Annotated in this window: 24 protein-coding genes, 2 tRNA genes and 1 pseudogene; 4 read left to right on the top strand and 23 right to left on the bottom strand. The window is 65.0% G+C overall.

What is annotated here, in order from left to right; translation table 11 throughout:
- Positions 1–8 precede the first annotated feature (8 nt).
- The 4 genes from RQI43_RS21145 to RQI43_RS21130 all read right to left on the bottom strand — a co-directional run bounded on the left by RQI43_RS21145 (position 9) and on the right by RQI43_RS21130 (position 3,684).
- Positions 9–806 carry an ABC transporter permease gene (locus RQI43_RS21145; protein WP_311276496.1) on the bottom strand — a complete coding sequence of 266 codons (798 nt, stop codon included), beginning with the start codon at positions 804–806 and terminating at the stop codon, positions 9–11.
- A gap of 148 nt (positions 807–954) precedes the next feature.
- The gene (locus RQI43_RS21140) at positions 955–2,322 is read right to left on the bottom strand and encodes a hypothetical protein (protein ID WP_056422576.1); all 1,368 of its coding nucleotides are present in this window, start codon (positions 2,320–2,322) and stop codon (positions 955–957) included.
- A 344-nt stretch (positions 2,323–2,666) separates the two neighbouring features.
- A complete protein-coding gene (locus tag RQI43_RS21135; RefSeq protein ID WP_311276495.1) occupies positions 2,667–3,029 on the bottom strand; it encodes a hypothetical protein in 363 nt (120 codons plus the stop codon).
- Positions 3,030–3,198: 169 nt separating this feature from the next.
- Positions 3,199–3,684, bottom strand: coding sequence for an SRPBCC family protein (locus RQI43_RS21130; protein WP_056422573.1), 486 nt, complete (start codon positions 3,682–3,684; stop codon positions 3,199–3,201).
- Between the two features lie 511 nt (positions 3,685–4,195).
- Here RQI43_RS21130 and RQI43_RS21125 point away from each other — a divergent pair.
- From RQI43_RS21125 to RQI43_RS21115, 3 genes are all read left to right on the top strand, one after another.
- Positions 4,196–5,770 (top strand): 2-isopropylmalate synthase, encoded by a 1,575-nt coding sequence (locus RQI43_RS21125; RefSeq protein ID WP_311276494.1) that lies wholly within the window; start codon positions 4,196–4,198, stop codon positions 5,768–5,770.
- Between the two features lie 103 nt (positions 5,771–5,873).
- Positions 5,874–5,949: transfer RNA gene (locus tag RQI43_RS21120), tRNA-Lys, on the top strand.
- A 240-nt stretch (positions 5,950–6,189) separates the two neighbouring features.
- Positions 6,190–6,756 carry a metallophosphoesterase gene (locus tag RQI43_RS21115; RefSeq protein ID WP_311276493.1) on the top strand — a complete coding sequence of 189 codons (567 nt, stop codon included), beginning with the start codon at positions 6,190–6,192 and terminating at the stop codon, positions 6,754–6,756.
- A 90-nt stretch (positions 6,757–6,846) separates the two neighbouring features.
- On the opposite strand, the gene RQI43_RS21110 is transcribed toward RQI43_RS21115, so the two are convergent.
- On the bottom strand, positions 6,847–7,185 hold the full coding sequence (locus RQI43_RS21110; protein ID WP_311276492.1) for a hypothetical protein: 339 nt from the start codon (positions 7,183–7,185) through the stop codon (positions 6,847–6,849).
- A gap of 149 nt (positions 7,186–7,334) precedes the next feature.
- On the opposite strand from RQI43_RS21110, the gene RQI43_RS21105 reads away from it, so the two are divergent.
- Positions 7,335–7,781: a hypothetical protein gene (locus RQI43_RS21105; protein WP_311276491.1), complete on the top strand. Its 447-nt coding sequence runs from the start codon at positions 7,335–7,337 to the stop codon at positions 7,779–7,781.
- A gap of 743 nt (positions 7,782–8,524) precedes the next feature.
- Here the strand turns inward: RQI43_RS21105 and RQI43_RS24600 are convergent.
- The 18 genes and pseudogenes from RQI43_RS24600 to RQI43_RS21015 form a co-directional block, all read right to left on the bottom strand.
- Positions 8,525–8,681: pseudogene (locus RQI43_RS24600) on the bottom strand (DapH/DapD/GlmU-related protein); the annotation flags it as partial.
- Positions 8,682–10,018: 1,337 nt separating this feature from the next.
- Positions 10,019–10,255 carry a DUF2171 domain-containing protein gene (locus RQI43_RS21095; RefSeq protein ID WP_056422565.1) on the bottom strand — a complete coding sequence of 79 codons (237 nt, stop codon included), beginning with the start codon at positions 10,253–10,255 and terminating at the stop codon, positions 10,019–10,021.
- 12 nt (positions 10,256–10,267) lie between these two features.
- Positions 10,268–10,822, bottom strand: coding sequence for a ferritin-like domain-containing protein (locus tag RQI43_RS21090; RefSeq protein WP_311276489.1), 555 nt, complete (start codon positions 10,820–10,822; stop codon positions 10,268–10,270).
- A 213-nt stretch (positions 10,823–11,035) separates the two neighbouring features.
- Positions 11,036–11,938, bottom strand: a complete 903-nt coding sequence (locus RQI43_RS21085) for an NAD(P)H-hydrate dehydratase (protein ID WP_311276488.1) — start codon at positions 11,936–11,938, stop codon at positions 11,036–11,038.
- Positions 11,938–12,702, bottom strand: a complete 765-nt coding sequence (locus RQI43_RS21080; RefSeq protein WP_311276487.1) for a histidine phosphatase family protein — start codon at positions 12,700–12,702, stop codon at positions 11,938–11,940. Before RQI43_RS21080 ends, RQI43_RS21085 begins: the two co-directional genes overlap by 1 nt.
- A gap of 289 nt (positions 12,703–12,991) precedes the next feature.
- A complete protein-coding gene (locus RQI43_RS21075; RefSeq protein WP_056422550.1) occupies positions 12,992–13,204 on the bottom strand; it encodes a hypothetical protein in 213 nt (70 codons plus the stop codon).
- Positions 13,205–13,658: 454 nt separating this feature from the next.
- Positions 13,659–13,976, bottom strand: a complete 318-nt coding sequence (locus RQI43_RS21070; RefSeq protein ID WP_311276512.1) for a hypothetical protein — start codon at positions 13,974–13,976, stop codon at positions 13,659–13,661.
- Positions 13,977–14,125: 149 nt separating this feature from the next.
- Positions 14,126–14,602 (bottom strand): RidA family protein, encoded by a 477-nt coding sequence (locus RQI43_RS21065; RefSeq protein WP_311276486.1) that lies wholly within the window; start codon positions 14,600–14,602, stop codon positions 14,126–14,128.
- A 16-nt stretch (positions 14,603–14,618) separates the two neighbouring features.
- Entirely contained in the window at positions 14,619–15,689 is a 1,071-nt protein-coding gene (locus tag RQI43_RS21060; RefSeq protein ID WP_311276485.1) for a tryptophan 7-halogenase, read from the bottom strand.
- Positions 15,690–15,700: 11 nt separating this feature from the next.
- Entirely contained in the window at positions 15,701–17,665 is a 1,965-nt protein-coding gene (gene goxA, locus RQI43_RS21055) for a CTQ-dependent glycine oxidase GoxA (RefSeq protein ID WP_311276484.1), read from the bottom strand.
- 652 nt (positions 17,666–18,317) lie between these two features.
- A tRNA-Pro gene (locus RQI43_RS21050) sits at positions 18,318–18,394 on the bottom strand.
- A gap of 63 nt (positions 18,395–18,457) precedes the next feature.
- Entirely contained in the window at positions 18,458–19,240 is a 783-nt protein-coding gene (locus RQI43_RS21045; RefSeq protein ID WP_311276483.1) for a 4'-phosphopantetheinyl transferase superfamily protein, read from the bottom strand.
- A gap of 56 nt (positions 19,241–19,296) precedes the next feature.
- Positions 19,297–19,536 carry a hypothetical protein gene (locus tag RQI43_RS21040; RefSeq protein WP_311276482.1) on the bottom strand — a complete coding sequence of 80 codons (240 nt, stop codon included), beginning with the start codon at positions 19,534–19,536 and terminating at the stop codon, positions 19,297–19,299.
- A 107-nt stretch (positions 19,537–19,643) separates the two neighbouring features.
- A complete protein-coding gene (locus RQI43_RS21035) occupies positions 19,644–20,516 on the bottom strand; it encodes an RNA polymerase factor sigma-32 (RefSeq protein WP_056422529.1) in 873 nt (290 codons plus the stop codon).
- Between the two features lie 286 nt (positions 20,517–20,802).
- A complete protein-coding gene (locus RQI43_RS21030) occupies positions 20,803–21,405 on the bottom strand; it encodes a CarD family transcriptional regulator (protein WP_056422526.1) in 603 nt (200 codons plus the stop codon).
- 622 nt (positions 21,406–22,027) lie between these two features.
- Positions 22,028–22,366 carry a ferredoxin FdxA gene (gene fdxA, locus RQI43_RS21025; RefSeq protein WP_311276481.1) on the bottom strand — a complete coding sequence of 113 codons (339 nt, stop codon included), beginning with the start codon at positions 22,364–22,366 and terminating at the stop codon, positions 22,028–22,030.
- A 236-nt stretch (positions 22,367–22,602) separates the two neighbouring features.
- Positions 22,603–22,899 (bottom strand): RNA-binding S4 domain-containing protein, encoded by a 297-nt coding sequence (locus tag RQI43_RS21020; RefSeq protein ID WP_056422519.1) that lies wholly within the window; start codon positions 22,897–22,899, stop codon positions 22,603–22,605.
- Between the two features lie 22 nt (positions 22,900–22,921).
- Positions 22,922–26,275 carry a helicase-related protein gene (locus RQI43_RS21015; protein WP_311276480.1) on the bottom strand — a complete coding sequence of 1,118 codons (3,354 nt, stop codon included), beginning with the start codon at positions 26,273–26,275 and terminating at the stop codon, positions 22,922–22,924.
- Between the last annotated feature and the right edge of the window lie 14 nt (positions 26,276–26,289).

Below are 26,289 nucleotides of genomic sequence, written 5' to 3'. Positions count from 1 at the left end.
CAATCGAATCAGTCTTTGGCTTTATTGTTGTAGAACAGGATCCCGACGAAAATGACGCCTGCGCACCATTTGGTCAGATAAATTCCATCGAAGCTCGCGTGAGGATAATTCGGATAGAATCCCAGCCGGAACAGCTCAATCATGTGCGAGAGCGGATTCCATGAATAAACCGTTCGAAGAGGTTCAGGGGATAGATCAACGGTCCTGAACGCCCCACTGAACATCATGACTGGTCTGCTCAAGAATCCGTAAACTTGCGCCCATCCAGGGAAGTACGACTGGATGCTCGTATTGATGAGTGATATTCCTATAGAGAAACAAGCAATAGCAAAGAGGCTGATGAGGCACATATCAGGTAACACGGGCGCAGCCTCCCGGATTCCGTAGATATAAAGCGCAGAAAAAAAGATGATCATGAGAATTATATTTTGTATAATGCTAATTAAGAAGCGAGACAAAAGAAAATCAAATGGTTTAACCAAGTAATACTCTAATGCTCGCGACTTGAGGCCGCGAACACCGGTGGCACAACGCCGAAAGATATAGAATGGAAGTATGCCGGTTCCCATAAAGAGAAGAACTGACGGTCCGAAAGGCGGCTCCTTTCCAAAGAGAAAGATCTTCAATCCAGACATGGTCGCGATGACGATGATCGGTTCGATGAAGAGCAGGATGCCGATGGCTGGGTGGTAATTGCGGAAGCGGAGTCCGAAATCACGGACAATCAACGCGACCACGATCGTCAGCCATGGTCGTACTCTTGGCTTCGAAGAGGCGGTCGGAAGCGCGATCGAAGAATTTGCCATCGTTTTAGTCGAGGTCCAAGGATGCCAGATTAGGCGAGGGCCGGTCGTGAGACCGCCCCTCACGCGCCTCGTGCCAAGTGTTGCCTCGTGCCAGGTGTCGCCTCGTCATGAGCCAGAAATCTTGTCCGATGCCGAAGGTTGGATTCGCTCAGGCGCGACTGTTCAAGAGCGAGCGCACGCTGAGCAGGCCGATGAACCAGATCGATGCGAGCACGAAGCCTCCGAGCATCATCGACAGGAGGACGCGCGGGCCGCCTGCACTTTCGGGTAGTGCTGGGCGAACGTAAGGCGTGAGATAAAGATGCTGGGCCGCCGCGTTGGCCCGTGCACGGTCGAGGGATTGCAACGACGTGAGCAGGATCGCCTGCGCATATTGCCGATCCATATCGAGTGACTCGAACCGGGCGACGACGCCCGCCAGGACATTGCGGCCGGAGCGGCTGCCGGAGACTTCGCGCTCGACGGAGGCCAGCTGCTCGCGCGCCGCCTGGACGCGGGACTTGAGAGCCAGGACCGAGGGGGCCGTCTCGCTGAGATTCTGTCTGCGGATCGTGTCGTAATCCGCCTCGAGCTGTGACACCGATCCGCGCAGGGTGCCGATGAGCTGGGTGTTGCCCGAGACGACGCTGGGTATCGGATCGATCACACCCTCCTTCTCGCGGAACTCGGCCATGGCGGCACGGGCCTTGTCGAGGCTGGCCTTGGCACGGACGACCTCCTGCTCGGCGAACTTGACGGCATCTTCCTCGGCGCGCTTGGCGATCTTGTTGACGAGGGTCTCAGACAAGGTGACGAGCTGATTGGCGATGGTCAGGGCATCGTCGGGACGGAACGCCTTGATCTCGACGGAGGCGAGCCCGGTGAGCGGATCGTAATTCGCCCAGACCATCTTGTTCCAGTATCGCACCAAGTGCTCTGTCGACCGGCTTCTGTCGAACCGATTCGGCCAATCGATCTCGGGGCGGCTGTAGATCTCGCGGACATCGACGGTCTGTGACAGTTCGTCGACGACCTGACGGCTCTTGAGATAGTCGATCACGACGAAGTTCTGCGCGCTGCCGCCGCCGACTGCAGCGCCGTGACCTCCCATGGCGCTGGCGACTGCCGATGCAGTCGTACCCCCGCTCGCCCCTCCGCCGAGAGGGCCGGCCGAGGGGGTCACCTCGGTCACCGAAAACCGGAACTCGGCAAAGTATTGCGGCGTGGCGAGGAACAGGAAATACATTCCGAGCAGGCATAGGGGCAGGAGCACGACGATGCCGAAGCTGATCAGCATATAGCTCCAGTTGTGATCGGGCTGTGGCATGGGAACGAGGGAAAACGTCTCGTCATCCGCGCCCTCGAGCGCCAGTTCCCGCCGCGCTTCGTCGTCCCGCTGGGGGAGCATCTCGCGGTCGTCGTTCACCGCCAGTTCGTTGGCCCGGGCCCGCTCCTCCTTGGCCAGCGCGTCTCTAGTCTCGATCGCGGTCACGTTCGCGGTCGGCAAGCGCGTGATGTTGTTGGGCGCTGAGCTCATGCGTCGCGGGGCCTGTCACCAAAATTCGTCGTCCCTGACAGTAGGTCATTTCCCGGCCCTTTTATGGCGGCGCAGCAGGGATGTGGCCCGTGTTGCTTTCAAGTCGCCGGACGAGAGCTTGCAAGTGATCGCCGGGAAAGGCAGGTATTTCCAGCAGTATTCTGCTGGATAGAGCGGCTCCGGCGCATGTCCTGAGCACGTCTCCCATCGCGCCGCGCCATTTTCCGGTGGGGCGCCGTCACGCCTTCGTGATGAGGTCCGGGCGCCCCGCGGCCAGCGGTGACGTCAGATCAGGACATGCGCATCCGAAGGGCGAAGCGCAACGAACGACGACCCGCTTCGGTCTACGGGTAGCCGTAACGCGCCTTGGCGGCGGCAAGCAGTCCGATGGCCTCACGGTCCCGCCCGGCATTGCAGGCCTCGGAAGCGCGCGCGAGGTCGGCCGAGAAGCGCGCGCCCACCGGCGGGTTGAGGTTGCCGGTCGCGACATCGCTGTCGACCACGGCCTGGGTGCGGGCGATGCTGGGACCGCAGCCCGAGCCCGTCGGCGAGGGGGCCAGGGCGGGGGCGGTAGCGACCGTGGCGGCAATGGGCGCCACCGCCGCTTTGGGGGAAGGACCGGATGCACTGCAGGCGCCGAGCGCAGCGGCAAGGCAGGTGACCAGCGTCAGGCCGGCGCGTCGTGGTAGCACCAGGTTCTCGGTCACGGAGCTATTCCTTCACGTTCCGGCGCGACGGGCCGGCGCAGCGTGGCAGCTGCGCCGGAATCTCGCTCTTCGGGCAAGTTCTTGCCCTCACGCAACCCGCTGGTCAATCGCCGGGCCTGGGCTCCGGCGACGATCCCATGTCGTCATATTCCAATCTTGTGTCGGCGGGTCATTTTGCCTTCTCGGCGATCGCCGCGAGACCGGATTCGTAGATTCCCGTGATGGCATCGGCCGCGACCGTATCCGGGACGCCCTTCGCCTTGAAGGTTCCCGTCCACGTCACCGTCGAGCCGGACCCTTTCGGGCTCACCGCGAGGGTGGAGGAGTAATCGGAGACCGGCAGCGGGCTCTCGACGATGGCGTAGGTGTAGCGCATCGCCGTGTCGTCGCGTGCCGTCTGCGATTCGACGATGGCGCCGCCACCCTTGAGGCTGAGGGTGCGCAGCATCGTGCTTCCCTTGGAGGAGGGCTCGCATTTGGCGATGGCCGGGTGCCAGGTGCCGATGCCGCAGAAATCGCCGATCGTCGACCAGACCTTGGCCGGCGGAGCCGCGATGTCGATGCTCTTGGTGAGGTCGATGGCGAAGCCCGGAGCGGTGCCGGCGATGAGGACCAGGCCCGGCAGAGCGAGGCGACGCATGAAGGTGCGCGACATGAGAGAGGGGTTTCCTTCCGGTTGATTTATAAGCACGGATGGGTCCGTGCCTTGCCGCCGTGCAAAGAGCAGCGAGCGGATTGGGGTAAGGCTGGTCGCGAACCGGACCGGGGCAATGGCCCGGGGTGACGCCCACGAAGATTTGATATCAACCGGGTCTCTCGCAGTGCGATCCTTGTCAACGGAAGCGCTGGGGTTTACGTAGCCGCCTGACCGCGTGCTTCGCGCGCCTGTCACGCCATTCGGGAGAGACGAGCCTTGGCCACCGCCGGCTCCACGCAGGACATCGCCGACGCTGCCTTCACGGCCGCGCGCGGTTCTGCGCGCCCTGGTGCTCTTTCCACCGGCCTTCTCCTCCTTATCCGCCCCTGAGGGCCGGCCGGGCGCCTGCGCCTGGGCACTCAGGGGATCGTTTCGCGGCCGTGACTCCGAAAAGTCCGGTCGAGCCGATCGATGGGTTTAAAAGGCGCCGCGTCCCGAAGCGACCGCGCCTCCGACAGGACGACACGCCATGACCGACATCATCGCCCCACCCGCGGCCTCTCCGAAGGACAGGGTCCTCATCTTCGACACCACCCTGCGCGACGGCGAGCAATGCCCCGGCGCCACCATGACCCTGGACGAGAAGCTCGCCGTCGCCGAACTCCTCGACGCGATGGGGGTCGACATCATCGAGGCCGGCTTCCCCATCGCCTCGATCGGCGATTTCGAGGCCGTCTCCGAGATCGCCCGCCGCGCGAAGCGCGCCACCATCGCCGGCCTCGCCCGCGCCATTCCCGCCGATATCGCGCGGGCCGGCGAAGCCGTCCGCCTCGCCCGGCGCGGCCGCATCCATACCTTCGTCTCGACCTCGCCGATCCACCTCGCCCACCAGATGCGCAAATCCCAGGACGAGGTGATCGAGATCATCCTCAAGACCGTGGCGCAGGCCCGCGACCTCGTCGAGGACGTGGAATGGTCGGCCATGGACGCGACGCGTACGCCGATCGACTACCTGTGCCGCTGCGTCGAGGCGGCGATCCGCTCGGGCGCGACCACGATCAACCTGCCCGACACCGTGGGCTACGCGACGCCGGACGAGTACCGCAGCATGTTCCGCCAGGTGCGCGAGCGGGTGCCGAATGCCGACAAGGCGATCTTCTCGGTCCATTGCCACGACGATCTCGGTCTGGCCATCGCCAATTCGCTGGCCGGTGTCGAGGGCGGCGCCCGGCAGGTGGAGTGCACGGTGAACGGGATCGGCGAGCGCGCGGGCAACGCCGCGCTCGAGGAGATCGTCATGGCGATCCGCACCCGTGGCGACGTGATGCCCTACGAGACCGGCATCGAGACCACGATGCTCACCCGCGCCTCGAAGCTCGTCTCCCACGCGACGAACTTCCCCGTGCAGTACAACAAGGCCATCGTCGGCCGGAACGCCTTCGCGCATGAAAGCGGCATCCACCAGGATGGCATGCTCAAGCATACCGAGACCTACGAGATCATGACCCCGGCCTCCGTCGGCGTCGCCAAGACGTCGCTGGTGATGGGCAAGCATTCGGGCCGCGCGGCCTTCCGCTCGAAGCTCGAGGAGCTCGGCCTGCATCTCGCCGACAATCAGCTGCAGGACGTGTTCGACCGGTTCAAGGCGCTCGCCGACCGCAAGAAGCACGTCTACGACGAGGATATCGAGGCCCTGGTCGATCAGAACCTCGCCACGGCCCATGACCGCATCCGCCTGGTCTCGCTCTCGGTCATCGCCGGGACGCGAGGCCCCCAGCGCGCGACGATGAAGCTCGCCATCGACGACCGCATCGTCACCGAGGAGGCCGACGGCAATGGCCCTGTGGACGCGGTGTTCAACGCGATCCAGGCCCTGGTCCCGCATGAGGCGCAGCTCGAACTCTACAAGGTCGACGCCGTGACCGAGGGCACCGACGCCCAGGCCGAGGTCTCCGTCCGCCTCAAGGCCGGCGACCGCAGCGTGACGGCGCGGGGCGCCGATCCCGATACGCTCGTGGCTTCGGCCCGCGCCTATCTCTCGGCCTTGAACAAGCTCTCGGCGACGGCGGTCCGCCTCCACGCCCAGCACGCCGCATCGGTTTAGCCGGGAAAATGAAGCCCCGGGGGTGGACACCCTCCGGGGCCTTTGCTATCAGCCCCCTCGTCGCAGCGGGTTTTGGTGGCCGCCGCGATTGCCGCAAGGCAATGGGTGCATAGCTCAGTTGGTAGAGCAGCTGACTCTTAATCAGCGGGTCCAAGGTTCGAACCCTTGTGCACCCACCAAATATTTCAATGACGTAGCTGCTGGTTGCTGGTTTCCTGAAAAGCCCTGGCAACCACATGGCTACCGGTTCGTTGCAGCGACCCTCCTTATGTCTCGAAGCTGGTGTTGAGCGAACGGGAACGCGTGAGCGCGGGAGTTCGCACCACCCTACAATTTTTCGAGTCGGGTCGATCCAAGCTGAGTCGGATGAGTTTGAATGGCAGGTCGCTGCCTGAAGCATGCGGCGCCGTCGGATCCGTATGGCTACCTTCTTCACCTCAGACACCCATTTCGGGGATGCTCACATCCTGCGTCAGCGTGGAGGGGCGTTCGGATCACTCGATGATCACGATGCGGCTCTGATCGAGGGTTGGAACGACGTTGTCGGCGCGGACGACGACGTCTGGCATCTCGGCGATTTCGCTGCCGGAGCGAGCCGGGGGCGCTGCGCGGAGATCTTCGAGGCCCTGAGAGGCCGAAAGCGGCTGATCCGCGGCAATCACGACACCAATCGGGTTCTTGAATTGCCGTGGGTGAAACCGCCGCAGGAAACTGCGCGGATCACTGTAAGCGATGCCGATGGCACTGAATGGCGGCTGTTTCTCGCACATTACGCGCATCGCGCCTGGCCCGGCCTGTGGCGCGGGACGCGGCACCTGTATGGCCACACACATGGTTCACTGCCCGACACCCGCTTCTCATGCGATGTCGGCGTCGATGCATGGGGCTACCGACCCGTCGGTGTCGACGAACTCATAACCCGCCAGAATCATGCTCACGCTGTCCCGGAAGAGCTTCAACGGCGGAATGATTCTCGGACAGTATGATCGGCGCCGACGCTGGCGTCTCGGCACGAAAAATCCACCTGTGCCTCGGTACGGAGGCACCGCGTTTGCGGATGTGCCAGCCGTCGAGGGTCAGGCCGTCGGCGTAAGGTCGTCGGTCGACCACGTCTCGCAAACTCCGCCCACATCGACCTCGTAGGCTTCGCCGAGGTTCCAGACGCCAACGATGGCTCCGACCCGGCCGTCAGGCAGTCGGACGAGGTCGAGTTTTCTGAATGGGGAAAGGGTCATGGCACGGCTCCTCTCTCCATCAAACGGCGGCCAGGCGTATTTGATCCGGACCAAGCTCCACGACAGCAGCGGAACGGCACTCGCCTGCCCCGCCGATACCATGACGGCAAGCGTGAGTGATTTCGCCCCAACCCGATTCGGCCAATCGGGACCTTCAACCGCTTTCAGCGTGGCGTTCATCGACGGCGACCTCGTCGTAGATCCACGAGCGACTGACCGGTGCCCTTCGTAAGCAAGCATTAACGCTGAGCGGGCATTCTCTCTTACTCAATCGATCAGCCGTTCGGACCATTGGGGTCCGCCCAGTTGAGATGGGAGACAGACGGCACATGCCTCGACTGCTCGATCTGCTACGCTGGAAACTCCAGCTGCTTTTTGCTTGGACGCCGACACGTACTGTCGCGCTCAATCTGATCCTGGGAGTTTACGCTCTGGCAGGATGGGGTGCATTCGCGAACAAAGCTTCGCTCAACCGCGATCTGACGAATCAGGTCAGCCTCTTGCAGACAGAACGAAACGGGTTGGTCGACCGGCAAAAAGAGCTGGAGCAGGCAAACGGCGAACTCTTGCGTGAATGGCAAGGTAAGCTCGCCTCTGCTCGAGAGGAACTCAGCCAAGCTGTGTCGGCTCGCGACGCAGCCAAAGGCCAGCTTGCCAGCTCTCAGCGCGCAGCTGCCGCTTCCAGGAAGCGCGTCGAGCAGGCTCGGGATCGGGTATCGGAGACAGGCAGCATCAAACCGGCGGAGCCGTCGAAGAAGGCTGCGGTCAAGCCGTAGGATCGCCTGGCCTCCCACCAGCATGCGGGGCATCGGCGCACTCAATGCGGCGGCGTCGCGATCTGGTGCCAGAACCGAGCCTGGTGGACGAAGCGCTCGTCGGCCTTTCGATGGCCGCGAGTGGCGGGAAAGTAGACGGGCGGACCATCGATCGGTGATCTGTAACCGTGCGGCGAGAAATGGCGTTCGACGCCGACACGTTGACGAGAGCCGGGACGCGCGGATCTCCGCCCTGGCCGATGGCCCAGCCGGAAGGCTGGATACGTTTCCGCAGTCTGCTCGAACCATATGCCATGTGCGGGCGGACGCGGGCCCTACGCCCTGGCCAGCGTCGTCGAGGTTCAAGGCGGGATGACGCACCGGCATGTCTTCGTTGGCGCGATACCCTGATCCGGCTATGGCTCGGACAGGATGTCGAAGGAGCTCATGCCGGTAGCGGCTGCATCGACACTTTCTGTATCCAAACTTGGTGCCGCCACAGAAGGGCGGCACCTGCCGGCATCGGGTCCCATCGCTTTCCCGATATGTTTCAAGGGTTTTACAGCCCTGCTAGGACCGATCGGAGTGTTGTTTTATTAGATCCCAGAATTTCGATTTCAGTGGTTTGTATGGGCTAATATTGTTTTTATTCTTTTCAAATTGCTCGATAAATTTATAGGGATCTGACAAGGGGAGTTCATGCAAGTCGCTCAATTCAAACTCCCACCAGCGAATTCTCTGCAGGCCTTCGCATATTTCTTGTTCGAAGCGAAATTTAATGTGCTTCGCAGGATTGCCGCCAACAATGCTGTATGGGGCAACATCTTTTGTAACCACTGAATTGGCTGCAACGACTGCACCATCACCAATTTTGATGCCCCGGTTTATCGAAACTCCTGACCCAATCCAAACATCGTGCCCAACATCTACTCCCGGTTTCTTTTGGGGGAATGGGACGGCATTGAATGCGAAAGGTTTTTTCCCGCTGCTTTCTTGCTCACTGTCCTTGACGTAAGCTGAGACAAATTCCCGATTGGCATTAAATACAGCAGAAGACATTGAAACGGCATCGATAGGATGTCGAAATCCTCCTGTCGTAACCCCTTTTGCAACGGAGCAGTATCGACCAAATTTGGATCCATGCTCGAATGGAGACATGATCGAAGAAAAAGAGCCAACGCTAAAAATTCTGTTGCCATCTCCAATTGTGGAGTATGGCTCCGTAAATGCATTTCTATCTATGTAGATCGCGCTGCCATTTTTTCCAGCGCGTCGAGTATTTCGATGATGCGCTTGACTTATTTGCATTATATCTGTTCTGGTAAAGCCTTAATTCTTCTAATATTGATGTTAAATTGGCACCGATTTCAAGCCCCACGTGTCGGTTGGTTTCAGCAACTATTTTCACCATTAGAATAATAACCTTTGAAGCATCATTTGCATCATCGTTTTGGCTCACGTGCTGGGTCTTGTCGAGTCCTATCCATTTGAGCTGCTCTCAGCCCCGTTAGGGCGGGCGCGGATCTGAATCGTCGTCATAGCGAAGGTCTTTGTTTGCCGAGATCCGCCTTCGTCGACGGGGAGCGTTTCGGCGTAATGTGATATCTTGGATATCGCTCAGCAAAGTTTGCGAAGGGCGAACGCATTTGCTGTAACCTGATGTTAGGACAAGTATGTTCTAAATTTGGCAAATAAATCTATAGCTCAACAGCCCACGGCCCACCGAACTGCTCGGGGCGAGAGAATATTTTTCCACCATCCCGACCTTTGCAGTAGGGTGGTACAATGCTCGAGGAGCGTTCCTACCAAAAACATCCAGTCCGGTTGCGCGCCCCATCCGGGGAGTGATGCCGTGAACTCGCCATTGCACGGCATGGATCGACTTTTCCCCTCATCGTGGAGTCTCGATCAGGGAGGGGGGATCGGCAGGCTGACCTTGCTTGTTCAGTCGGGCCGTACAGGAGGCGCGCGCCGGCCTTTCCTCTGCTCCGACGCCACATCCCCCTCGCTGCGTGGTTCGTACGGACCGCCGGAGAGCCGTAAGATCGATCCGGCGATCGGTGCCGTTTCGTTCGCTCCGTCACCGATGCTTCGCTGCCGCCGGCGTCCCGTTGCGAGAGCCGGTCGCCGCCCGGAGCGGCAGTCGCGATCCTCGGTGGAGGATGAGTGCTACCGGCCGGTGCGGCGTTTTCCCCGCCTGTAACGAAAAGGGGCTGCCGTGATGGCAACCCCTTCGAACGTCTGTCGGAGACCCGGCCTTATTCCGCCGTGCCCCATTCGTCCTTGGCTTGGGCGGTGGTTCTATTCAGCTTCACCGTGCCGTCCTCCACCGTGTCGATGGAGTCGACATGGATGAAGTGGTGCTGACCCTTGGCCTCGGGATCGGTCCGGGTGAGCTTGATGCGCTGCCCATCGAGATGATCCACCGTGCCCACATGCCCGCCATCCGAACCGATGACCGGCATATGGTCCTGGATCTTGCTGGGATCGACCATGATCGGAACTCCTTATTCGGCCTTGGCCTTGGCGCTCTTCTTCCGGGGGGCCGCCTCGTCCTCGGCCGGCGCTTCCTCCGACCCTTCGACATTGATGCTCTGTGCGATCTGCGTCAGGAGCTCGTCGGTCTTCTTCTCTTCCTGAAGGGTCTCGTCGAGGAGCTTGGCGGCATCCTCGTAGCCGAGCTGGCTCGCCCAGGTCTTCAGGGTGCCGTAGCGCGCGATCTCGTAGTGCTCGACGGCCTGGGCGCAGCCGATCAGGACCGCATCGGCCGCCGGGCTGCCGCCGAAATCCTCGAGATCCTCTTCCATCTCGGCGGTCAGGCCCTGCATCGCCTCGCAGGTCTTCGAGCGCGCGGACTTGCCGATGATCTCGAACACCTGCTGGAGGCGCTCGACCTGCACGGCGCTTTCCTCGGCATGGGTCTCGAACGCCTGACGCAACTCGTCGTGCTCGGCGGCCTTGGCCGACTTCTTCAGAGCGCGAACGGATTGTCTCTCAGCGTAATAGACGTCCTTGAGAGTCTCATGGAACGCATCGTGCAAGGTTTTCTGCTTGGCAGCCATAGATACTATCCCACTTTGTCGAATGTCTTATTTGATACCGACGCGTCGCAGCGCTGTCCGTCTCCTATGAACGCTCGCGTTGCCTTGCGGGTCCCAAAAAAGAAACGTCGGGATTTCGGGGAAAACTATGAAGAGCGCTGCCGTGCGGGGAACCTTTCGCCGCCAGCCTGGCTCCCCCGCCGACGCCCGGTCGAGCCACGCCGGTGGTTGGCTTCAAGGCGCCGTGGCAGAATCGGCCGTTGCCTCCTGAAGCAGTCCGGGGGCGAGGCCGGAGATCTCCCGCGCGAGGAAACCCAGCGGGCCGATATCGGCGGCGAGGCGATGTCCCGCTTCGCCATGCAGATACACCCCCCAGAGGGCCGCGGTGAGGGGAGCGGCCCCTCGGGCGAGGAGCCCGACCACGAGGCCCGCCAGGGCATCGCCGGAACCGGACGTCGCCAAGCCGATGCCGCCGCCCTCGTAGAACCAGTGCGCGCCCTGCGGATCCACGATCCAGGTCTTGGCGCCCTTCATCACCACGACGACCTGCAGCGAAGCCGCTGCGTCGATGGCCGCCCGCAACGGATCGGCCTCGATCTCTTCACGGCTGCGATCCAGCAACTGAGCCATCTCACCGGCATGGGGCGTGATGACGGCCCGGCTTCCGAAAGCGCGGATGTCGGCCGCGTGGGCACCGAGCCCACAGAGGGCAGCGGCATCGAGGATGAAGGCGGCGGACGAGTGCTGCTTAAGCAAAGCCATCGTCAGAGCGGTCGTTGCCTCATCCTCGACCATGCCGGGTCCGATCAGGATGGCATCGCAGCCCTTCGTCACCGCCAGCAGCCGATCGAGGGCGCCCTGGGCCTCGACGCCGCCCGATGGCGTTTCCGGCAGGCCGACGACCATGGCTTCGGGAATCGCGAGGGCCAGGGGGATGGCCACGCTGCGGACGGTGGCGATCTTCAGCTTGCCCGCGCCGGCCCTGAGAGCCGCGACCCCTGCCAGGAGGGCGGCCCCGGGCACTTCCGTGGATCCGCCGAGGACGAAGGCGCTGCCGCGTTCGTCCTTGCTGCCCTCATGGGGGATGGGAAGCCGAAGCGTCCGGAGCCGGGCGAGGGTGAGGCTCTGCGTTTCCATCACCGGGCCGCCACGTTCGCGTCGGGTTCGGAGGTGACGGGTGCGCCCGCCTCGAACAGGGGCGCCACGAAATTGTAGCGTTCCAGCCTCAGCTTACCCGTCGTCTTCTCCTCAGGCTGGAAGCTGTATTCCGTGACGGAGCAGTTCACGACGTCGCCAGCGGCATCGATGGCAAGGATCTCCGCCTCGGTCATCTCCTCCAGCAGATAGCGCAGGCATAGAACCACGACCTGATGCGCGACGATGAGGACGCGCTTCTCGCCGTGATGCAGGGACACCGTGTCGAGCGCGCTCCTGAGGCGCAGGATGACGTCGCACCAGCTCTCGCCGGACGGTGGCCGGTGATAGAATTTACCCAGGCGCCGGCGCATCTCGGCCTGTTCGGGATGCAGCTGTTCGACGCCCGAGCGGGTCAGGCGGTCGAGGATGCCGAGCTCCTTCTCGCGGAGCCGCTCATCGACGAGATCCTCCGGCGTCTCATGCGCCAAGCCGCTTGCGGCGCGGATGCGGGAAGCGGTCTGCCGCGCCCGCCTATAGGGCGAGGTCAGCACCGTCTCCGGCCGCTCATCTGGGGGGAACGTCGCGAACCATCGGCCCAGCGCGTCGGCCTGTTCCTCGCCCCGTTGGCTCAAGGGGACGTCGACGTCGCGCTCGGCGATATCGATCCGCGCACGATTGGCCCCATGCGCGGCCTCGCTCGCGACGTTGCCGGCGCTCTCACCGTGGCGAACGATCCAGATACGGTTCGGCCAGCATTGTCCCATTCGCGGATCCTATTCCGATGTCGTTGCCTAACGTCCGCGATATCCTCCGGGTTCGGCAATGCTCGCTCTGTCTCTGTGACGCGGCCCTAGGAATTCGGGTGGAATAGACTGCGTCGACTTGTCGGGATCGCCGCCTCGATGACGCTTCATGACGGAAACGGAGACAAGAAAAGCCGCATGGCGCTCGGCCTGCACATGGTCGAAGCTTGTTTGGGCCCGTGATCGCCTCGGGTTCCAAAACGGCAAGCCACGTGTGGGCCATGCCCTCGAGAGCCCGGGTTCGGAAACCCTATGGTTCTTCATCGGGAAGGGGGATCGACGATCCGGGCACCGTCCGTTCCATGGCGTTCAGGCTGCCGGCGAGGGCGTGAGCGGCATCACGGCACAATCCGACCTGTCGAATGCCGTCCACCATGGCGGGCTCCAGGGTCTTCGTGTCGTAGACCGTCCAGCCGCCGAGTTCAGGGGCGATGGCGTAGACGGCATGTTCGTTGTCGTTCACGGCACGCCTCGCTTCCAGGGAGAGAGGAGGGGGCGCGGAGGCCGGTTTCCCGCCTCCTCGCCGGTGACGACGGCACCGTGCGCAGGCAGCGCCCTTTCCCGGTTCGCCAACGGCCGAGCGCGTCGCGGGTTGCGGAGCGACGAAAAAACCCGCCTCGGCTCACGCCGGGCGGGTAAAGTTTTGCTCATAGGAAGGCTCCTCACGAGGAGCACTCACACCATGTGCCCTCTGGTATACCAGCGTCAAGCGCAGAATGCCAAAGATTACCGGGATCCGACATCGCTGTGTCTCGGGAGCATGAAGCAGGAACATCTCATGATCGACATCGATGCCGGCGACGATTGTAATCGTACACCTGTTCTCTGGAGCGTGATGACGCTCCGAGATCGTTGAAAAAGGACGGGGAGCCACCGGCCCCTCGCCCTTCCCTGGTCATTCTCGGAGGCTCGGACCGTCAGACGATGAAGGATCCGCTGTCGAGGACATGATGGCCCTTGAGGAGGACGGCGAAGTCCGCCCCTCCATCGCCGTTGGTGTCACCCTGGACCAAAGTGTTTCCGCCGCCGAACCTGAAGCGCAGTTCGCCGGCCTCGCCCGAGAAGGTGTTGGTTCCAATAAATTCAAAGCTCTGGTTGCCTACAACATTGAGCTCCGCATCTATCACACTGAAGTCAAGTCTATCGCCTTCGGCAATATCAAAGTCTTGGACCACGCCGCGGCCAGCGATCATGGTGTCGTTTCTGGCCCCCCCATTGAGGGTATCCCCACCGATGCCGCCTCGCAGCGTGTCATTGCCGTCGCCGCCCGTCTGGGTGCCGCCGGCATCGATGACGATGTCGATGAGATCGGGCGCAGCTCCAGCGTTCTCATGAGCTTGATCGAAAGGGTCGGCCGCGCCTTACGGCCACCGCCGGAATGTCCTCATTTGACGATGGGTCGGTAGAAGGTGCCGTCGATCTCGGCGATGTCGTTCTGGTCGAGGCGGGGAACCTCGAGCACGGTGCGGGGTGGATATGGGCCGTCGCCCCAGATGTCTTTCTGTACTTTGTTGACGATCGGACGCAGCCGGGCGACGTCGGTGACGAACACCGTCAGGCGAACGGCATCGGACTTCGTTGCACCCGCCACCGCGGCGGCGGCGAGCATGTTGTCGAACATGCGGCGGATGCGGGCCTCCTCGCCCTCGATGAGTTCGCCGGTGGTCCGGTCGACACCGCGCATCCCGCCGATGAACACGAAATCTCCCGCCCGTGCGCCGATGCTCCAGGTGCCGCTGGGGGTGATCGTCTCTGCGTTCGGAGCGAGGATCTCGACGCGGCGTGTCTCGTCGGCGCAAGCCGCGACAGGGACGAGCACCGCGAGAAGCGCGGTGAGCAGGGAGCGAAAACCGGGTCTCATGGAATCATCCTCGGATTCAGGGGAAAGCATGCCGGCGGGACCAGAAGGGAGCGTCGGTAAAGCGTCGCTCGGCGGCGTAGAGGGTCCGCTGCCCGGAGAGGTGATGCGCGATGCCTTCGAGAAAGGCGCGCTCGTAGGCGAGTGCCGGAGCCGGATCGTCGGCGATGAGGGCCAGCGCGGCGTCCGCGGCCTGGATGCCGCTCCAGAGCGCCGTCGCGAGACCGTTCGCCCCGAGCGGATCGAGGGAGGCCGCCGCATCGCCCGAGCGCAGGACACGCCCCTCGACCAGGTGGGTCGACACGATTGAGGCTGCCGGTGCAACTTGGGGAGACAGCGAGGCACAGGCGGTGTCGAGGTCCAGGCTCTCCAGACGGGCGGCGATGGCGATGGTTTCCCTGGCCGCATCCGCCCAGAGCTTGCCATCCTTCGCCGCCCCCGCGGGCAAAAGATCGGAATCGGTGAACAGGCCGATCATCATGCGCCGGCCCGGCATCGGTGCCATGTACCACCAGCCGAGCTCCACCGCCTCCACCAGGGTCGCGGCGGCAAGCTCGGCATCATCGGGCACGTCGTGCACCTGATAGGCGCAGACGAGCCGGTCCAGGCGCCGCCGGTGGGCGGTAGGTCCACCCGAGAGCGCGGCCCGGCCGCTCGCATCGATCATCGCCGCCGCATCCAGCCATCGCCCGTCGGCCAAGCCGATGCGGACGCTGTGCGGAAGATGCTCCAGGCCGACCACGGCGTCCGCCAGGCGCTCGATCCCGCGCTCAGCCAGAGACGCCGCCATCCGTCCTTCGAGCAGGGAGCGGTCGATATGGGCGCCGTGCTCGTGCCCGGCCGCCCTGCGCAGGGCGCTGTCACCCCAAATCGAGAAGCGCCCTTGACTGGCCATGGCGGTGTCGCCGTCGATCAGGGCGGACCAGCCGAGCCCGTCCAGAAACGAAGCTGCCGTGGCGGAGAGCGTTTCCCCCCGGCTGGGCACGACGCGATCCGGCGCGACGAGGACGGGAGAATGTCCGGCGAGGACGAGACGCCGGACTGCGGACAGGCCGGCGACTCCCGCCCCGACGACCACGATACGGTCCACGCGCCTCGCGCTCAGCGGCGGGGGAACGGGGCTGCGATGTCCATGGAGCCGCGCTGGGTCTCCACGTAGATCACCTCCGGCACGCCGGTCAGGCCCTTGGGGCCGGGGCGGCGGACGAGGACACCCATGCGGGTCCACAGCTCGATCATGCGGCGCAGGCCATCGGTGTAGCCCGCCTCCACGTGAAGGCCGATACCGGCCGCGCCCCGCGCCCAAGGCACCCGCGCATGGTAGAAGCGCAAACGCTCCTCGTCGCTGAGATCGGTGCGCATGACGTGCTCGTAGAAAGTCTCCGGCAGGACATCCACGGGCAGCAGCGCGGGCCACCAGACCGGGGTGGGGAAGCCCGAGGCTGTCAGGACCGCCTGACAGCTGAAAGCGTCGCCCTGCCACGGCACACCCATCCAGCGGGTCAGGTCGCCGGGGGCCTGCGGGCCGATGGGAGCCCCTTCGCGCGGCTTGGCGGGATTGCCCGCGAACACGTTGGTGGCATTGAGCTGCAGGCCGAGATCCTGGATCAGGCCCGGTCGATCCGAGATCTTGATGCGGAAGGGCAGCTTCGTCTCGTCACGGCCGCGATAGAGGGCGGCATGACGGATCGGCCACGTGATCTCGACCCCGGGGTGGAAGGCTCCGCCCGAGCAGGCATCGAGCGCGGCGCGGGTGAGGGCCTCAGGCCGGAGGGCGAGCGGCAGGTCGTCGAGGCGCGTGACGGAATCGGCGGCGGCGTCTTCGTAATCGTCGGCGAATTGTCCATCCGCCCAGAGTTCGAGCTGACGGTACTGGGTCGGCGTGAGGGTGAGCCAGGTGCGCTGGCTCTCCGGATAATTCACCCCGTCGCCCAGCATGATCGGCATGGCGGCGGCCCGCTGGTCCTCGCCGCCCGGACGGCGGAAGGCCTGGAGAACGTTCTGCCGCATCGCGCGGCCCTCTTCATGGGGACGCGCCAGCTTGGCGATGAGCGCCGGACTGGAGAGATCGCCGATCTGGTTCCAGGCCGCGCCGAGGAACGAGGAGGTGGCCACCCATTGCATGGTGCCGGCCCGGCGCAGGATCGGCAGCACGTCGCGCCGGAACGAGACGGTATCGGAGGGGGCCTTCAGATGGCCGAGCTCGACCATCGCTTCGCGGGCGGCGTCATAGAGCGTGACGATGGGTTCGAGCTGGGGCGCGAATTTCGGACCGCAGCAGACGATCCAGGCCGGTTCGCATGGCACGGAGGCGCCGTCGATTTCGACCCTGGCCTGTACCCAGCCGTCGCACCAATCGTCGTGCCAGCCGTCGTTGTTGGTGAAGTCGCGCACCGGGTTCTGCGGCAGGGCCGTGCGCGAGATGCCGTTGGCGGCAAAGACCAGCAGGCGGCCGTTGTCGTCGGTGCGCAGGTGGCCGAGATCGACATCGAGGGTGTTCCAGAACCGACCCTGCATGCGGCAGGCCGGATCCTTGCCCGCCGCATTGGCGGAGATGCCGCCGATCTCGACGATGCCGGGGTCGATCACCAGGAGATCGTCGCGCCGGTCGGCCAGGACCAGGGGGTTGCGCTGGGTGCCGGGAATGCCGGGCGCCGCCGGCCCCTGATCGAGCGCGTTGATGAACCCGTACCAGGCCGCCTTGGTGTTGGCCACGTGGACGCTCCAGCGGACGCCCTTCGACGCGTCGAGTTCGCGCACCACGTGGCCTTCCTCGTCGTAGCCATAGAGGCGGAACCGCTGAACCTGCTTCTTGATGCGGCCTTCGGAATCCTTGAAGCCGCCCTCCGGCTCGTCGAGGAGGCCCGGCACCTCGGGTGCGGGAAACCAGGCGTCGGAATTGCCGACCCGGGAAAAGCCGATCGCCGGATGTATGGCGACCCGCGCGATCCGGGCTCCCGCGGGCGCCGCCACTGGCGCCTGAAGCGGCGATACGGCGGCCTTCGCGACAGACGAGGAGGCCAAGCCAAGGGCGGACGCCCCGATGAGGAAATCCCGACGTTTCAAGGCGCTATCTCGCTTATACGAACGACAGACACGTCTCGACCGGTCTGTGTCTCGTCTGGGACATAGCGCAGATGCCCTTAACATTGAGTTGCCTCTGCTTGTCCTGAAGCTCCTCTAGACTCAGGCCCGAGAGTCCCTTGTTGGGCTATCCAAGTATCGGTCCTGGCTGCTGTTTCCTGACCATGGAGCGATGCAGCAACGGTCGAAGCTCGCGCTCGATCTCGTCCTTCTCCACGTGGACATGTTCAGGATCAGGGTGGAGGGCGCAGCCGGCGAAGGCGTCGAGGGCGGGGCCGCCGTCGACGGGTCTCTTTGCCTAGCGTTGGAAGCGAGGCTCATCCCGGCGCGTCGCTCGCCCCCGAATGGCCCAGACGATCGACGACGACTCGAGGGTGGAAAGCACGTTATGGCTGGTGAGATCCCGCCCGCCACGCCTCGCCCCATACCTGAATCACCGGGGCGATCTGGGCCAGTCACCGAATACGGGTTTCCAAGAGGCGTCTCCGACCATCGAGCAGGCTCGCGGGCACGCGGCATCCGAAGGCGGACAACGTCACGCGGAACCCGACGCGGATCATTCGGTCCGCGAAGCGGTCCATGTAAGGCTTGGATTTTGGGGGAGCAGTAAGAGACTGCAAGCTCTCGGGAAATTTGGTCGGAGTGGCAGGATTTGAACCTGCGACCCCCACGTCCCGAACGTGGTGCGCTACCAGACTGCGCTACACTCCGACGGCCGGCGTCACCACCGGCGAGCGGACGTATAGCGAGGCCGACGCGGAGCCGCAAGCGTCATCATCGACCTTGTTGCCATATGGCTGCCCGCCCGGTGGGCCAGTCGGGCGGGAGGGCCTGGTACAGGCAACCGATATCCGCCGCCCGGATGGCGAGGGCCGCGGAATAGCCCAGCGCGGCGGGGAGTGCGTGCAGGCTCCACTCCTTCGTCCCGCCCGGCATGGCCAGCAGCTCCGCCGCGTCCGGCGTGACGGAGACGGCGAAGCTGTCGAGGCGCAGAGAGAGGCCCTGGCCGGTCGCTTTCGCCACGGCCTCCTTGCGCGTCCAGCAGGCGAAGAACGCCGCCGTCAGCTCGACCGGCTCCAGCGCTTCCAGGGCTGCGATCTCGCATCCGGCGAAATGGGCGCGGGCAATGCGAAGGAGATCGGGCATCGGGCGCACCTCTTCCACGTCGACGCCGATCTCGGCGGAGGAGGAAAGGCCGATCAGGGCGCGGCTGCCGGAATGCGACAGGCTGAAACGGCATGCTCCGGCTGCCGCCCCCGCCAGATACGGCTTTCCCGACGGCTCCACGCTGAAGACGATGCCGCGCGGGTCCGCTCCGAGACGATGGCCGAGGGTGAGGCGCAGGGCCGCATGGCTGGCCTCGAAGCGCCATCGATCCACATCGCGCACGAATCGGTCCGCGCGAGCCTTCTCGTCATCGGAGAGGAGATCCCGGCAGCGCGCGCGATGCTCGTCCGAGAGGGTCAGATCGACATCCCAGACCGTGACAGACTCGTCGGAGCGGGCTCGATCCGATGCCCGGTTCCCCGAACGCGTGTGGTGAAAGTTGACGGCCACTTTAGCGGCTCGATGCCGTGCCGCCCGATGTCATCGTTCCCGATGCCATCGTGGGGCTATCGGATCGAGGGCGGCCTGGACGCGCCCGGCATAGGTCGTTCGGACGCTCCATCCCGCGTGAAGGCGACGACGAGGGTGAGATAGGCGATCTGACAGAGAGCGACGATGCCGTAGAATGTCCCGGCGGCGGCCAGCCAGGACAGGCTGTGCCTGACGGCGATGATTCCGACGAGCGCGACGCTCAAGGCGAGAATCATCGCGAGGGTGAGGAGAGGCCTCTGTGTCGCGACGTCCATCTCTGCCGACCTGCCCGTCCACATGCCATCACGCTCCGGCTTCCCACAGACGGGATGCCGAAGCGTTAATGTGCAGCGCACTGGGTCAGGCGGCAAGCGACATCCGGTCAGACATACACGTTACCGGCACTCTGTGGAAAACGCTCCGCCAGGGCACGGCGCAGCTTCTCCAGGGCGCGGTTCTCGATCTGGCGCACGCGCTCCTTCGAAATCCCGAGCCGGCGGCCGAGGGCCTCCAGGGTGGCCTGGTCTTCCGTCAGCCGGCGCTCGCGGAGGATCCGCAACTCGCGCTCGGACAGGACGGTGAGCGCCTCGTTGAGCCAGGTGAGCCTGCGCTCGCCATCCACCGAGGCGGAGACCGTCTCGTCGGGAAGGTCGGAACCGTCCACCAGAAAGTCCATCCGTTCGGATGAGGCTTCGCTTTCCTCGCCCACCGGAGCGTTCAGGGACATGTCCGGCCCGGACAGTCGCGCGTCCATCAGCGCCACGTCCTCGCGGGAGACGCCGATGGCCGTGGCGATGCGGCGATGGATCTCGTCGCCAACATGCTCCTCGGTGGATTGCATCAACCGGGCGCGCAGGCGGCGCAAATTGAAGAATAGCGCCTTCTGGGCGGAACTCGTGCCGCCACGGACGATGGACCAGTTGCGAAGGATGTAATCCTGGATCGAGGCTCTGATCCACCAAGTCGCATAGGTGGAGAAACGGACCTCGCGCTCCGGCTCGAACCGGGCCGCCGCTTCCATGAGGCCGACATGCCCTTCCTGGACGAGGTCAGCCATGGGTAGACCGTAATGCCGGAACCGCCCCGCGATCGCGATGACGAGACGCATATGCGCCGAAATCAGGCGATGGAGAGCGTGTTCGTCGCGCTCATCCTTCCAGCGGACGGCGAGACCGCGTTCCTCGTCCCGCGCCAGGAAGGGCGCCTCCATGGCCGTACGAATGAACTGTCGCCGTATCCCCGCGATATCCGCCATTCCCGCCTCCGCCTTTCGTCCGTTGCGTGTGCGCGCCGCGACGGACGTTCGGGGTCGATCGACCCCAATGGTCCAGAAAGCGAGGGCACCAGCCCGGGGGCATCGCCCAGGCACCGAACAACGGAGCCGTTGCGTGGATAGTTCCGCAGGCCGGGGCTGACAGGGGGGGCGTGCCCCTGCGGCGCATCGGAGCAGCCGGCCGACGCAGTGCCGATAAAGAAAAAGGCCCGGCGCTGGTGCGCCGGGCCCGATCGTCGAACGGATCCGTCTGGGATCGGCGGGCCGCTCAGGCGGCCTCTTCCCGGATCTCGTCGCTGTCGCCATCCGTCTCGGCATCGCCCTCGGCTTCCGCCTCGCCCTTGGCGCGGCGGGGCGACTTGGCGAGGCTCTGCTCGATCAGCTTGAGTGCCTCGGTCTCGGTGATGCGGTTCACCGACGAGATCTCGCGCAACACGCGGTCGAGGGCGGCCTCGTAGAGCTGGCGCTCGCTGTAGGATTGTTCCGGCTGAGCCTCCGACCGGTAGAGGTCGCGGACCACTTCGGTCACCGACAGCAGGTCGCCGGAATTGATCTTGGCCTCGTATTCCTGGGCGCGGCGCGACCACATGGTGCGCTTGATCCGGGCGCGGCCGGTCAGAACGTCGAGAGCCTTCTTGACAAGCTCGGGCTCAGCGAGCTTACGCATGCCGACGCTGTTGGCCTTCGCGGTCGGAACGCGCAGGACCATCTTGTCCTTCTCGAAAGAGACGACGAAAAGCTCGAGCTTGTAGCCGGCGATTTCCTGCTCTTCGATCGCAGTGATGCGGCCGACGCCATGAGCTGGGTACACCACCGCTTCGCCGGTCTTGAAGCCTTGGCGGCCTGCCGTCGTCTTCTTGGCTGTGGTCATGCGAGAAGCGCCTCCAGAACATCGCGCGGGTCGAATCGCGCCGAACCTTCATTCCCGGGGTGGGTGACCCGGCTTGAGCCTCTTGTCCGCCGGCCATCGATGCAGCATGCATCGGCCGGGCGGGTCCCAGGCTAGCCGATCATCCACACCATGCGACCGGTGCCGCGGGAAGCGCATACGCCTCCAGCGGTCGATCACATGCCGCCTCGTCTCGGAAAGGTAGCGTCCCAATGGAATGGGATGCCGACTCTGTCGAAAGGTTTGGAAACCACCGCTTGGGTGGCCAAAGGCAGCACGTCAGGCACGAACGACGGCAGACCCTTGATGTACCACAAACCGGGCAACGAATCAAAGGATTGCCGACGCAGGGCATGCGTGCGCGATCTGCCGGAGGGATATCCTCAGGGAGCCGGTCCCGTGCGGAGAGCGCGATCGCAACGGCCTCAGGCGGTGGGTTGCACGACCGCCTGCGACGTCATGAGGCGCATGCGATCCGCCGAAATCCGACATGGCCGGACGCATCATCACGGGCAGGCGTTCGATTCACTAACGCGCGGACCAAAACCTGCGAGACACCATCCGGGTGGAGCCTTCGCTCGATATCACCTGCCCGGGAGCCGGCCTAGTCGCCCTTGCCCGGCGAGGCGGAGAAATGAGCCTCGAACTTGCCGCTGACGCCGTCCCAGTCCTTCGCATCCGAAGGCGCGTCCTTCTTCTGCGTGATGTTGGGCCAGCTCCGCGCGTAATCGGCATTGAGCTTCAGCCAGGTCTCCAGGCTCGGCTCTGTGTCGGGCTTGATCGCCTCGGCGGGGCATTCCGGCTCGCAAACGCCGCAATCGATGCACTCGTCGGGATGGATGACGAGCATGTTCTCGCCCTCGTAGAAGCAATCCACGGGGCAGACTTCCACGCAGTCCATGTACTTGCACTTGATGCAATTGTCGGTGACGACGTAGGTCATGTGCCCTTCAGCCTCAATCCATGGTCGGGCGGGTCAACCACCTCGGCCCGTTCGGGCGCGATCCTAGACCCGGCCCTTGCACGGCCTCGTTAACGCGCCAGTGGGTCGCGCGAGGCCTCACTATTTCCGCACGGCTCTAGCCCCTGCCACCGGGGCTGACAAGCAGTGGCCGCATCATGGCCGCTCGGGCGATGTTACCGGGACACACTCCCGCCACTCGGTCTTCGCGGCAACGATCAGTCCTGATCGTCGGGCACTGCGTTCCGGCCCGCCGACAGGTCGGCATAGAGCCGTTGCGCCTCCGGCGCGGGACCGCGCCGCTCTCCGAGATCGATCACCCTCACCGCCGCAGTCCCATGGGCGGCGGCGACCGTCACCACGTCACCGATGGCGATCCCCTTGGCCGGGTTGTCGATGCGCGTCCCGTTCACCCGCACGAAGCCGTCCTCCACCAAGGCGGCGGCAAGAGAGCGGCTCCGCGCGAAGCGGGTGAACCAGAGCCATTTGTCGAGACGCTGACGCCCCGGCTTCATCCGCCCTCTTCAGATCCCCGGTTCAGCGCTTGCCGCCGTCGCCGGCTTCGAGCTGGGCCTTAAGGGCAGCCAGCTTGGCGAAGGGCGAATCCGGATCCGGAGCCCGTTCGCGCCGCTGCGGACGCTGTTCCTGCGGTGCGGCGGAACGACCCTCGTCCCGACGCTCGGGCCGGACCCGGCCGGGCTCGAAACGCTCGCGACGCGGCGGACGCCCGCCATCCGGCCGGCCGCCATCGCGACGCCCACCATCCTGCCTCTCGCCTTGCCCGCTACGCTCGCCCTGGCCGCCACGGTTGCGCTGGGCGCCGTCCGGGCCGCCGGCATGAGCGGGGCGACGGTCCTGGCGGCCTTCGCCGGGACCACGATCGCCCGCCTGAGCGTTATCGCGACCGCCGCGCGGGCGGTTCTGCCGCGGAGCGGAGCTGCGCTGATGCCGCTGCAGGCGCCAGACCTCGACCATCACCGGCTCGGCCGGGGCGGATTCCACGGGCGTTTCGCCCTCGGCCGCATCAGGAGAGGCCGTCTCGGCCGTTTCCGGCTCGATGCCGGCGAGGGCTGCGGATTCCGCCGCGGGGACGGGGGCCGCCTCGGGTTCCTCTGCGGCATCGACCGGAGCTTCGGCTGCCGGTGCCGGCTCGTCCTCCGCGGGTGCGGCCTCGGAGGACACCGTCTCGGGGTCGGGCACGCCTTCCGCCACGGGCTCGGCCGTGTCGGGCGAGGTCTCGTCTTCGGTGGTCGTCCCGTCTTGAGAAGCCGTCTCGCCTTCCGAAGGCGTCTCGGCGTCCGGCTTGGCCTCGTCTTCGGTCGCGGGTCCGGCCTCCTCGGACGCCGTCACCGCGTCGTCGGTCGATGCGGCTGCGGGTGCGATGGGGCGGGTCGACGCGGCCGGAAGAAGCGGCACGGTGATCGCCGGGCCGGGGCGGGTTTCAGGTGCATAGCCGAGGGATTTCAGGATCGAGCCGAAATCCTCGCCCGAACAGCCGACCAGCGAGGTCATGCCCACGGTGGCGACGAAGGCGTCGCCATCGGCGGTGCCGGCGGGCGCCTCGCCCGGCGTGGTGCCGGGGCGGTAGGTGACGGCCGGGCGGATCAGGTCGGCCAGACGCTCCAGGATGTCGACGCGCACGGCGCGCTCGCCACAGACCCGGAAGCCGGCGGCGCGGTAGAGACCCTTGGCGATCTCGGGATCGACCTTGATCGAGGTCCGGCCGGAGCCGGCCAGATGCGCGATCTCGTCGAGGCCGCGCTGGTCGAGGCCGCCGTTCTTCAGCGCCCAGAGCTGGGCGGCGAGGGTCCGGGGTGCCGGCTTCAGCAGGGCCGGCAGGAAGATGTGATAGGCGCCGAAGCGGACCCCGTGACGGCGCAGCGCCCCGCGCCCTTCCTGATCAAGGGTGCGCATCTCGTGCATCACCTTGGCGCGCTCCAGCACGCCGAGGGATTCCACGACCTGATAGCCGATGCCCTTCGACAGGCCGACGAGGTCGGCGGCGGTCTCGATCTCGATCAGCGGACCGAGGAGCCGGACCACATAGGCCTTCAGCCAGGCGACCAGCCGGGTCTCGACCTTGTCGCGGGCCGGGCCGGTCAGCTGCTCGTCGGCGAGCAGCCGCACATGCGGCTCGAACAGCTTGTCGCCCGGCGTCAGCTTGGCGACCGGGTCTCCGGTCCAGCGGATGATGCCGTCATGGGACAGGACCAGGGACGAATCCGCCGCGGCCGAGAAGCGCTCGGCGCGCGCCTCGATCTCGCCGCCCAGCGCCTTTTCGGCGGCGCTGCGCAGGGTCTTGGCCTCGTGGCCTTCCGCGCCCGGGTCGGCAACGAACTGAAACCCGTGCAGATGGCCGACATGCTGGCCCTCGACGGTAACGTCCCCGCCGGCGGTGATCTCAGCTTCCAACATCGTATTCTCTCTCAGGCGCCGCATCAGGACGCTAGTGCGCCGATCGACGAAACGGCTCGCAAGGCGCTCGTGCAGGGCGTCAGACAGCCTGTCCTCTACCCGACGCGTCTCGCCCTGCCAATGCACCGGATCAATCAGCCAGTCAGGACGGTTCGCGACGAAGGTCCAGGTTCGCCCTTGGGCGATGCGCTGGGACAGGGCGTCGATGTCGCCGTCGGTGCGGTCGATCATCGCCACGTGCTTGGCGAACCAGTCGTTGGGGATGCGCCCGGCCATGCCCCGCATGAGGAATCGGAACAGCTGGGCGACGAGATCCGCATGGGTCTGGGGGTGGACCTTGCGGTAATCGGGCACGCCGCAGGTGTCCCACAGGCGTCGCACCACCGTCGGATTGGTGGCGATGTCGCGGATGTCGTCCTCGCGCATCAGGATTTCGAGGGCGGACTGGTCCTCGCCCATGGGCGCGCGGGTCAGTCCCTTCTCGTTCGGATGCTCGTCCAGGCTCTCCTGAAGGGCCTTCAGCGAGGAGAAGTCGAGATCGGGGTTGCGCCATTGCAGCACGCGCACCGGCTCGAAATCGTGGTTCTCCAGGGCCTCGATCATCTCGGGCTCGAACGGGGCGCAGCGCCCCGTGGAGCCGAAGGTGCCGTCCGAGAGGTGGCGTCCGGCCCGCCCCGCGATCTGCCCCATCTCCGGGGGCGTCAGCCTGCGGAAGCGCGTGCCGTCGTATTTCCAGTTCGCCGCGAAGGCGACGTGGTCCACATCGAGGTTGAGGCCCATCCCCACCGCGTCGGTGGCGATGAGGTAGTCGACGTCGCCCGATTGGTAGAGCTCCACCTGTGCGTTGCGGGTGCGCGGAGACAGCGCACCGAGCACCACGGCGGCCCCGCCGCGCTGGCGCCGGATCAGCTCGGCGATGGCGTAGACCTCCTCCGCCGAGAAGGCGACGATGGCCGTGCGCCGGGGCAGGCGCCCGAGCTTCTTCTCGCCCGCGAAGGTGAGCTTCGACAGGCGCGGGCGGGTGGTGGTGTGCACACCGGGAATCAGCGACTGCACCAGGGGCAGCATGGTGGAGGAGCCGATCAGCAGCGTCTCCTCGCGCCCGCGCTGGTGCAGCAGGCGGTCGGTGAAGACGTAGCCGCGGTCCATGTCGGCGGCGAGCTGGATCTCGTCGATGGCCACGAAGGCGACGTCGAGGTCGCGCGGCATCGCCTCGATGGTCGAGATCCAGTAGCGCGGCCGGTCCGGCTTGATCTTCTCCTCGCCGGTGACGAGGGCGACCTGCTCGACCCCCACCCGCGCGACGACGCGCAGGTAGACCTCCCGCGCCAGCAGGCGCAGGGGCAGCCCGATCATCCCCGTCGGATGCGCGAGCATCCGCTCGATGGCGAGATGGGTCTTGCCGGTATTGGTCGGCCCGAGCACCGCCGTGACGCCGCGTGAGCGGGCCTGCGGGGGGAGGGAGCGGCGCGTCATGTGTGCGGGACGGG

This window comes from Methylobacterium sp. WCS2018Hpa-22, from assembly GCF_031843785.1.
Taxonomy (GTDB): domain Bacteria; phylum Pseudomonadota; class Alphaproteobacteria; order Rhizobiales; family Beijerinckiaceae; genus Methylobacterium.
Note: the sequence above shows the minus strand (reverse complement) of the source record. Positions and strands in the feature narration are given on the sequence as shown.